This window comes from Sphingomonas sp. PL20 (assembly GCF_017875905.1).
Lineage (GTDB): Bacteria > Pseudomonadota > Alphaproteobacteria > Sphingomonadales > Sphingomonadaceae > Sphingomonas > Sphingomonas echinoides.
Window position 1 is genome coordinate 37889 of record NZ_JAGINH010000003.1, and the last position, 7770, is coordinate 45658.

The 7770-nt window shown below is 59.4% G+C and carries 7 protein-coding genes and 1 pseudogene; 7 read left to right on the plus strand and 1 reads right to left on the minus strand.

What is annotated here, in order from left to right; genetic code table 11:
- Positions 1–17: 17 nt before the first annotated feature.
- Genes H4W01_RS22215 through H4W01_RS22245 form a run of 7 tightly spaced genes read left to right on the plus strand, consistent with a single transcriptional unit; the run spans position 18 to position 7337 of the window.
- Positions 18–1187, plus strand: a complete 1170-nt coding sequence (locus H4W01_RS22215; RefSeq protein WP_209613615.1) for a DegT/DnrJ/EryC1/StrS family aminotransferase — start codon at positions 18–20, stop codon at positions 1185–1187.
- 3 nt (positions 1188–1190) lie between these two features.
- Complete coding sequence (locus H4W01_RS22220; protein ID WP_209613617.1) at positions 1191–2528, plus strand: O-antigen polymerase; 1338 nt, start codon at positions 1191–1193, stop codon at positions 2526–2528.
- 59 nt (positions 2529–2587) lie between these two features.
- Entirely contained in the window at positions 2588–3388 is an 801-nt protein-coding gene (locus H4W01_RS22225; RefSeq protein ID WP_209613619.1) for a DUF6492 family protein, read from the plus strand.
- A 34-nt stretch (positions 3389–3422) separates the two neighbouring features.
- Positions 3423–4178 carry a hypothetical protein gene (locus tag H4W01_RS22230; protein ID WP_209613621.1) on the plus strand — a complete coding sequence of 252 codons (756 nt, stop codon included), beginning with the start codon at positions 3423–3425 and terminating at the stop codon, positions 4176–4178.
- Entirely contained in the window at positions 4100–5509 is a 1410-nt protein-coding gene (locus tag H4W01_RS22235) for a lipid II flippase MurJ (RefSeq protein ID WP_209613623.1), read from the plus strand. Before H4W01_RS22230 ends, H4W01_RS22235 begins: the two co-directional genes overlap by 79 nt.
- Positions 5503–6108 carry a sugar transferase gene (locus H4W01_RS22240; RefSeq protein ID WP_209613625.1) on the plus strand — a complete coding sequence of 202 codons (606 nt, stop codon included), beginning with the start codon at positions 5503–5505 and terminating at the stop codon, positions 6106–6108. The genes H4W01_RS22235 and H4W01_RS22240 overlap by 7 nt, the downstream gene beginning before the upstream one ends.
- Positions 6105–7337 carry a glycosyltransferase family 4 protein gene (locus H4W01_RS22245; protein WP_209613628.1) on the plus strand — a complete coding sequence of 411 codons (1233 nt, stop codon included), beginning with the start codon at positions 6105–6107 and terminating at the stop codon, positions 7335–7337. The genes H4W01_RS22240 and H4W01_RS22245 overlap by 4 nt, the downstream gene beginning before the upstream one ends.
- A 250-nt stretch (positions 7338–7587) precedes the next feature.
- Here the strand turns inward: H4W01_RS22245 and H4W01_RS22250 are convergent.
- Positions 7588–7770, minus strand: a pseudogene (locus tag H4W01_RS22250) (IS5/IS1182 family transposase); the annotation flags it as partial.

Sequence of the window (7770 nt, forward strand, 5' to 3'; positions counted from 1 at the left end):
TCTTTATGGGGTCGATCATGACGACGACACAATTGCCCTTCCTCCCCTATGCTCTCCCCGATATTGGGGGGGCCGAACAGGCCGCTGTCGGCCAGGCGATGGCCAGCGGATGGGTCACTACCGGCCCCAACGCCCGTGCATTTGAACAGGAATTCGCAAGCTATCTGGGTGGCGACGTTACCGCACTGGCGGTCAGTTCGGCAACCGCAGGGCTACATCTTGCGGTGGAAGCGATCGGCATCGCGCCAGGCGACGAAGTGATCGTTCCCACCCTTACCTTTACCGCCACGGCTGAGGTCGTGCGCTACATGGGCGCCGATCCGATCGTCGCCGACATCGATCCGGCAACGCTCAATATCGACCCGGCCGACATCGAACGCCGCATCACCGAGCGTACCAAAGCGATCATCGTCGTCCATTACGGCGGTCTAGCATGTGACATGGATGCGATCCTGGACATCGCCCGTCGGCATGACCTGCGCGTGATCGAGGATGCGGCGCACGCATTTCCGACAATGTATCGGGGTGCCCTAGTCGGCACGCTGGCGTCCGACATCACTGTGTTCAGCTTCTATGCGAACAAGACAATGACGACCGGCGAAGGCGGCATGGTTGTCACCCGCGATCCCGCACTGGCAGAGCGGATACGGGTCATGCGCCTGCACGGAATAAATCGCGACGCCTTTGACCGTTTTCAATCGAAGACGCCAGCATGGTATTATGAGGTCGTCGCACCAGGATATAAGTATAACCTGAACGACATGTCCGCTGCACTTGGACGAGTTCAGCTTACCCGAATCGATTCCTTTGCAGAACGCCGCGATGTGCTGGCTCGCCGGTATCATGACGCCTTTGCTAAACTGCCGATCACCGATGCACCCCGACCGGCACAGGGCGACACCCATGCCTGGCACATCTATGCCATTCGCCTCACGGTGGAAGAGGGCGACCTTGACACTCGCGCCCGGTTCATCGAAGCGCTCAGCGCAGCGGGGATCGGTACAAGTGTGCACTATATTCCATTGCACCGTCAGCCATACTGGCGGGACACTTATGGTTTGACGGCGAGGAACTATCCGCACGCGGACCGCGCCTATCACGGTCTGGTCAGCCTGCCGCTGTACACTTTGATGAGCGATGCAGATCAAGATCGAGTCATCGAAGCTGTCAAGGGCGCGTTGGCATAAGCTGTGCTGAGCTTCCTATTCCTATTTCTGTCGATTGCGATCGTCATCGGACAGGTAAGTCTCGACCGGCGCGCGACGGCATTGTCCCCACATATCCTTTTTCAAGTCTATTTCATCATCCAACTGCCTCTGAACCTGTTTCTGGGAGCAAATTACTACCTTCCTCGCTTCGAAGCATTATCACCATTGACGTCGACCGCCGACATTCTTTGGCTTGGCGGCTTTATGATCATGGCACAAGTTATCTTTGTCTTTGTGATGTATTCGATCGGTGCACGTCCGGTCGTCGGGCCTCCCCCAAAACCGGTGGTCTGGCCGCGAACGCGCGTCAACCTGATCTGTGCTGGCATTTTTCTGCTCGGTTATGCCGCCTTTTTAGGGCTGGTCATCATTAATGGCGGCTTTGCGGCATTTGCGGAAACGCGCGAGGCATGGCGAACTGCGGGAGTTGGGGGACAGGGATGGGTTCTCTTTCCAGCCACGACCATGCTGGCGATCGGCATGTGTGCGACCTTACTCAACAATATCAACCAATTTAGCGGTCGGGCCGGAGCGGCGAAGATTATCATTATATGTCTTATTGCTACTTTCCCGGCTAGTCAGTTGGGTTTTCGAGCATTGATTTTTCTCCCGTTACTACAGGCCGTCTTCTTTTATCATTCCTATGTTCGTCCGATATCGGGGAAATACATCGTCATCGGTTCAATCTTGCTGATGATCGCATTCACCCTGTACGGTATCCAGCGTGAAATTCCTTACGCTTCGAATTACGGCAGCTATCTTGAATATCTAAATTATATTACGCTAACCCGCCCCGATATCACGTACACTGTTGCATTGCGGTCAATGGGGGCCGATATCGTCCAACAGACGATATACCATATGCAAACTTTCGGTCACTATATTCTGTTCTTTCCAATTTTTGTCGAAGCGTTGACAATCGCTGTGCCGTCTTCGTTGTGGCCCGGAAAACCACAACCTTTGTCAGTACAATTCTCACATGACATATTCGGCATAGAGGGTGGCGTGTCACCGACCATTCTTGGCGAGGGGTATTGGCATGGGGGCGTCCTGGGCATCATTGCTCTGATGATGCTTGCCGGTCTTCTTCATGCCTATTTCCGATCGCTTCAGCAGCGTAGCAAAACAAGCGCATCCAGCGCGTTGCTTATGCTCTCGCTCTATCCATCGCTCATAATGATGGCCGAGGCGTTTCAGGGATATTTCAACGGTATCGTCCTAATCTGCATCGCTAACTGGCTATTCCGCCGTGCGATCGGTGCAAAGTCCTTGCCATCGTCCGATACCGGTAACGCCGTCCCCCATGATACTGCGGCCTGATCGGTCGGCCACCGCTGCATCGTCGCCACCCGCACCAACGTTCGTCCAGGACAATCGCCATGCTCCCGCTTGTGATCTGCGCTGGCCCCAGGGCCTTGCCCACGACCGCCGTCGCGTCCCATTATTATGCGGCGGATGGCATTCTGCCGATCGTGGTTCGCCCTGCCGCCTGCACGGATCATGACTCAGATTTCGCGGCCGGCACGCGCTGTATCGACGACGAGGCGCTGGATGGCGTGGAAGAGGTTAGCGCCTATCTGCGTGCACATCGCGATCGATTGGCCAGCTTCAACCGGGCTCCGGGCTGGTTCCTGCAACAGTTCATAAAACTGTCTGCCGTGGCGACTCTGAATACCGATTATGTCTTCATTGTCGATGGCGATACGATCTTTTCGCACCGGCTGTTGCGCGACGTATTGACCCAGCCATTGATCCTGACAACAGGCGAGCGATATGAGAATTACGACCGGCTTCTGATCGCGCTGGGGCTTACGCCACCCGAACTGAGTTGCGTAGCGAACGGCAACGTTTTCCCCAGCGATTCGCTGTTGCGGCGGTTGGCGACGCCCGAGGGCTTCGTGTCCATTCTGGAAGATCACATATTCCCATCGAACGGGATGCTCGATTTCTCGGAATATCAGATAACCGGCAGCCTGCTGCAATCGCGCCTGGCAATGCGCCGTATTAAGATGTTCCGCCGCTTCGACCTGCTGATTCATGGTCTCGACGATATTCCGGCGGGGTTTGTGGAGCGCGCGTTGCGGCGGTACGATGCCGTCGCGATCGAGGCCAATCATCTCCGCTCGCCCGCAAGGCGGATCGCCGCCCGGATATTTTATGGTATCGGACGCAGCTGGTGAATCAAATCCATTCCACAAGCGATCAGGCAGCATCATGACCAACACGCGACGCGGTCGTAACGTCGTCGTGCGTACGCACGGCGGACTGGGCAACCAGATCTTTCAAATCCTCTACGCGCGGCTGCTGGCGGATGGACGTGACCCCGAACTGGTCCACGATGCCAATTATCCCCATGCTTTTGGCTTGAGCACGACATTTGCCGATCATCCGCAACCGTCGCCCGTCGCCCGGCTGATATCGCGCGTTCGCGTGCCCAAGTTACTTGAGCGGGCCCGCCTGTCGGCACGTGGCACGGTCACCATCGGCGGCACGACGTTCGTCGATGCCTATTTCCAAGGCACGCATTTCTACAGCCCCTTCGGACGCGAAGCGATCCGTCGCGAGATCGACCGTATCCGGGGTGAACTGAACGTGCGCCCCAACGAGATCGAGGGCGACGAGCTGCACCACATCCGACTGGGCGACTTCTTCAACGACGAACAGTCGCAGCGCACCTATCTGGCGGAGCGTTTCAAGGAATTGCCCGCCGGGGCGTTCATCATAACCAACCGCGAAGACCTCGTGGAAGAGGCGATCCGTGGCCCCGAGCTGGCCGGAAACAATCTTTCGCTCGTTTCCAGCGCCTCGGCGTCCGCGGACGAAACTCTGCGACTGATGAGCGGGTATCGCACCATCGTCTCGAACGACAGCACGCTAGCATTCTGGGCCGCATGCCTGGCTGGCCGTCGCCTAGTCACGCCCAGTCCGTTGCTCAACGCCTTGTTCGACCAGCTTCGCGCAGCAGGCTGAACCAAGACATGTGGTCACGGGCCTTTCGTCTGCTGATGATCACCGGCTGCGGCGTTGGCGGAAGCCTTGTCAATTTCGCGGCGCAAGCGATCATCGCGTCCCGGTTCGGTGCCGGACAGAATGTCGACACCTATGTATTTTCACTGGGGTTGCCGACGTTCCTGGCCGGACTGCTGGCAACCTGCGTCAGCTATATCGCGGTCCCGGAGATTGCACGCGTCGCCGACGATCCCGAGCGCGAACGCCAGGTGTCGGGCCGGTTTCTGGGCGGAATCCTTCTCTTGGCGGTGGCGATGGCGCTTGGCGCGGTCCCCGCGCTTTTCCTCCAGCCCACGCTGTTGTTACCCCCCGGCTCAACCATCCGGGACCAGCCGCTGTTGCCGTTGCTGATCACGCTGGCGTGGACGACCGGCGGTGTCCAGATCGTCAACGCACTGCTGATCGCGCGCCTCAACGCGGTAGGTCGCCAGATTACCGCGGCGATGCTGTCGTTACCGCCGGGCATCGTCTCCATCCTCGTACTGTTGACGGTTCCCGTCCGGGCCATATCCATCGTGGCTGTCGGCGTGCTGGTTGGCACGATGGTCGTGACGCTGATCGGCTGGGGGGTGCAGCGCGGTCACTTCGCTTGGCATCGGGGGTCACAACCCGGCGGAGCGGCGACCGTCGCCATCCGATCCTCGGCCTGGCTGTCGGTGGTCGCGCTGACATGCTTCTCCAGCTATGCCGTCATCGACTCCTTCTGGGCACCGCGTACCGGACAAGGTGCGCTTGCATCGTTGGGTTATGCACAGCGGATTCTGATCGGTGCCGGTAACCTCGTCATCCTGGGCCCCTCGGCGATCGCCGTGCCGATGCTGGCACGGATCGCAGCGCATGGTGACGTCGCACAGTTCCGGCGGACCCTGGCGCTGATCGTCCTAGGCATCGGCAGCGGCGCGGGGCTGATCGCGCTCGGCATCTTCGGCTTTTCCGGCAAGATTGTCTCGCTGCTGTTCCAGCGGGGGGCCTTCGATGCCGACGCCGCCCGGCAGGTCGCATCCGCCCTGGCGCATCTCGCGCCGGGTATGGCGGCCATGTTGATCGGGGTCATGCTCATGCGGGCGATCTTCTGCATCCCGGACAGTTTTCGCCATGCTGCGGCGCTTGGCCTGGGGTGGTCTGTTCTTTATTTCGCCTTGTCAGGACTGTTCGCCCGACGGGGCGTGACCGGCATCGCCGACGCCTATAGCCTAGCTTGGGCTATGACGGCGGGGGGCGGATCAGTCATCTTGTGGCAACGGGCCGGCACCTTACACGGCGCGGGCCGAACGAAGACATCATCATGTTAAAACGGTTAATCGATGTGACGGCCAGCGCCATCGTACTGCTGGTCACCCTGCCCTTTCTAGTGGCGGCCGCGCTTGCGGTACGTTTCAGCTCGCCAGGTCCGATCCTGTTTCGGCAACCTCGGGTCGGGCGTAACGGGCGCGTATTCGAAATTTTGAAGTTCCGGACGATGCGTGTGGCCCAGGACACGACCAATGCGATCACGGTCGGGCGCGATCCGCGGATCACGCCGGTCGGCCACTTCTTGCGCCAGAGTAAGATCGACGAGCTGCCGCAACTGGTGAACGTGTTGCGCGGCGATATGAGCCTGGTCGGCCCGCGCCCCGAAGTGCCGCATTATGTCGCGCTCTATCCCGACGACCTGCGTCGCCGCATCCTGTCGGTCCGTCCCGGTATTACCGACCGGGCCTCGATCAAATATCGCAATGAGGCCGAATTGCTCGTCCGCCAGCCCGATCCCGATGCTTATTATCGCTCGGTCATCATGCCCGACAAATTGCAGATCGCGGCGCACTATGCCGATCGCGTCTCGGTCGCCGAGGATATTAGAGTCATCCTGGATACGCTGAAGGCGGTGATCCGGCCGGAGCCTATCCATTGAGCGGCCCCGTCATGGATGGTCGGCCACTCGATATCTGGATCGTCAATCCCTACGGCACCCTGCCCAGCGAAGGATGGCGGGAATATCGCAGCAGCATGCTGGCGCGGGCGCTAGCCGCGCGTGGCCATCGCCCGACCTGGTTCCTGTCGAACTTCGAGCATCGTTCGAAATCCTTTCGCCAGCAAGTGCACGCGGATCCGGCATTGCCCGGCGTGGCGATCCATTGCCTTCCTGCGCAGCCTTATGTGCGCAACATCTCGTTCGGCCGGATCAGGTACGAGCAATCCTTCGGCCGGGCGTTCGCCACGGCCAGTCGGACTCTGTCCAAGCCGGATGTCATCGTTCTGGCCGAGCCGTCGCTGTTCTTCAGCGGACCGGTGCGGCGCTATGCGCGCAAAAACGGCATTCCGCTGATCGTCGACATCCTCGACCTGTGGCCCGAGATGTTTGCGGTCGCCGCGCCAAAGCTGTTGCGCCCGTTGGTGCCCCCCTTGCTGGCACCGCTCTATGCCCGTCGGCGCAAGCTTCTGCGCAAGGCGACCGGCGTCGTCGGCTGTACGGCGGGTTATGCCGATGTGGCACGGGCGGTGACGAGCTGCCCGGTCGACACCTTCTATCTCGGTGTCGATGTCGCCGACGTTCGTCGCACGATGCGGGAAATTCCCGATGCCCGGCGCCTGCCGCCCTTTGACGGGCTGACCTGCGTCTATGCGGGCACGTTAGGCGATGCATATGACATTCCTAGCTTGGCCGCATCGGTCGAAGCCCTGGCCCCGCTGGGTCGCGTGCGGATTGTAGTGGCGGGGGACGGCCCGGAACGACCAAGAATTGAACAACTCGCGCGGGCCTATCCGGAAACGCTAGTCTTCCTGGGCAAGGTCGCTCCGCACGAACTTGGCCCGATCTATGCTCAGGCCCAGATCGGCCTGTGTTCCTATGCGCTGGGGTCGATGGTCGAGATGCCGGTCAAACTGTTTGACTATCTGGCCGCCGGTCTGGGCTTCGTTACGTCCCTCGATGGCGAAATCGACATGCTGATCGCCGAAGGTGCCGGCATTTATTGCCAAGCCGGCCACCCGGATATCCTGGCTAAACAGCTGACCGAGCTTGCAAACGACCCTGGCCGCGTCAAGCAAATGCAGCACGTATCACGATTGCTGGGCGAACGATTCGACAACCGGCAACAGCATGATAATTATTCGAAATTTATCGAACGATTGGTATCGTAGCCTTGGCGCAGGCATGAAGGGTCACCCCATATCTCGAACAATATATAGACAGTCCTTCATGCGCACTGAGGTGGTGGCGGTTTTCTGGACAGGGGGCTTAGCTGGACACCCGCAAAAACCGGCTGATGTGATAGGTATCAGTCGAGAGGCGGTGGCATTGGAGCTTTCGGTGTCCATGAGGTCGGTGTTTTGGCCATTTCCGGTCTTTGTATCCGGCGATTTCGGTCATTCTCCGGGATTTTGGGCAGATTCAGGCTATGGTTGCCCGGCGTTCGTGGAAGATCAGCCTGTTAAAATTGTAGGCGAGGTTGCAAAGGGTCAGCTTTGCCTCGGCGCGGGCGAGGCCGATGGTGCGGATGAACAGCCAGAACCTGCCCTTCTGATGCGCGAAGACATGCTCGATGTAGGCGCGGATCGAAAATTTGGCGGCATT